This is a genomic window from Mesorhizobium sp. M2A.F.Ca.ET.037.01.1.1 (assembly GCF_003998075.1).
Classification (GTDB): domain Bacteria; phylum Pseudomonadota; class Alphaproteobacteria; order Rhizobiales; family Rhizobiaceae; genus Mesorhizobium.
In genome coordinates this window covers 1-1,449 of the sequence record NZ_RZSA01001320.1, presented here as the reverse complement: position 1 = coordinate 1,449, position 1,449 = coordinate 1, and the positions used below count along the sequence as shown (strand labels likewise).

1 protein-coding gene and 2 pseudogenes are annotated in these 1,449 nt (G+C 64.9%); all 3 read right to left on the bottom strand.

The window, feature by feature from the left end:
* Positions 1-556: pseudogene (locus EOA27_RS36350) on the bottom strand (ATP-binding protein); the annotation flags it as partial.
* A gap of 13 nt (positions 557-569) precedes the next feature.
* A pseudogene (locus EOA27_RS36345) lies at positions 570-1,130 on the bottom strand (transposase); the annotation flags it as partial.
* Positions 1,131-1,216: 86 nt separating this feature from the next.
* Positions 1,217-1,449: integrase core domain-containing protein (locus EOA27_RS36340; RefSeq protein WP_145970830.1), on the bottom strand; the 233-nt coding region annotated here is incomplete at its 5' end.

Sequence of the window (1,449 nt, the reverse complement as noted above, 5' to 3'; positions counted from 1 at the left end):
GATTTCGAGGAGGTCGTGACGGGCCTGGTCGTCGAGCGGCTCCAGGCCCCAATCGTCAAGAATCAACAACTGGACGCTGCCGAGCTTGCGTGTGAACCGCGCGTAGCGGCCGTCGCCGCGGGCGAGCGACAGATTGGCGAACAGGCGCGGCACGCGCTGATAGAGAACGGAGCGATCGTCGCGGCAGGCCTTGTGGCCAAGCGCGCAGGCCAGCCAACTTTTGCCGACGCCTGACGGCCCGCAAATGGCCAGATTGTCATGGGCGTCGATCCAGTCGCCGGCGATGAGCTTGAGGAACAGAGCGCGGTCGAGGCCGCGCTCTGAGCGATAGTCGACATCCTCGGGGGGCTGCCTGATGGCGCAGTTTTGCAAAGCGCAGGCGGGCGGCGAGCTTGCGGTCGTAGCGCGAGCTCCATTCCCGGTCGATGAGCAGGCCGAGCCATTCGGCGTGACTGAGCTGTTCGGCCTCGCCATTGGCGGCCAGTTCGTCGAATGCCCGGGCCATGCCGGTTAAGCCCATGGCGTTCAGCCGGTCGAGGGTGGGATGAGTAAGCATGTCGTTCTCCTTCTCAGTGGTAGTAGCGGGGACCACGGATGTTGGGATGGTCGATCGGCTTGGCCGACGCCGTGGGCGACGCCGGCGCCTGGTCGAGACGGTTGTCGAGGATGGAGCGCACTGAGCCGTAGGTCCGCGCGCCGATCTCGAGCGCGCGGCCGCAGGCGGCATTGACCCTTTCCCGGCCAAAGTCCCTGGCCAGGCGGATGATGCCCAGACAGGCGCGGAAGCCCTGCTCGGGGTGCGGCCGATCGGCCAGGATCTTCTCGACGAGCAGCGCCGCGTCGGAGCCGATGGCTGAGGCTTCCCGGCTGATCCGCTCGATCGTCCAGTCGGCGAAGCGCCGATGCGCCGACGGCATGTGCTCGGGCACGGTGCTGTGCTTTCCGTTGCCGCTGGAGCGCCGGTGGACAGCGATCCGCTCGCCCTTGCGGAACAGCTCGATGGCCGTGATGCGCGCTTCGACCTGTTCGCGCGCGAAGCGCCAGGGGACCGAGTAATAGTGCCGGTCGATCTCGACATGATAGTCGAGGCCGGCGCGGCGGATGCGCCATTCGGCGTAGACATAGCGCTCGGCCGGCAGTGCACGTAATTGTAGAAGTTTGCACTTGATCGGACAGTTGGCGTCTGAGAATGGTCCGTTTTGCCTGTCCGATGGGATCAGGCAGCGATCATTTCCTTCGCCAGCGGGGCCGTGTCAAGGAAGGTCTGCATCGGCGTCTTGCCGAAGCACCAGCGGCCCTGATGTGGGCGCTCCTCATTGTAGCTTCTGACCCATTCATCCAAATCGGCCTGCAGCTCCTCGATCGAGCCGTAGATCTTCTTCCTGAAGGCGACCCGGTAGAACTCGTCCAGCACCGTCTTGTGGAAGCGTTCCACGATGCCATTGGTCT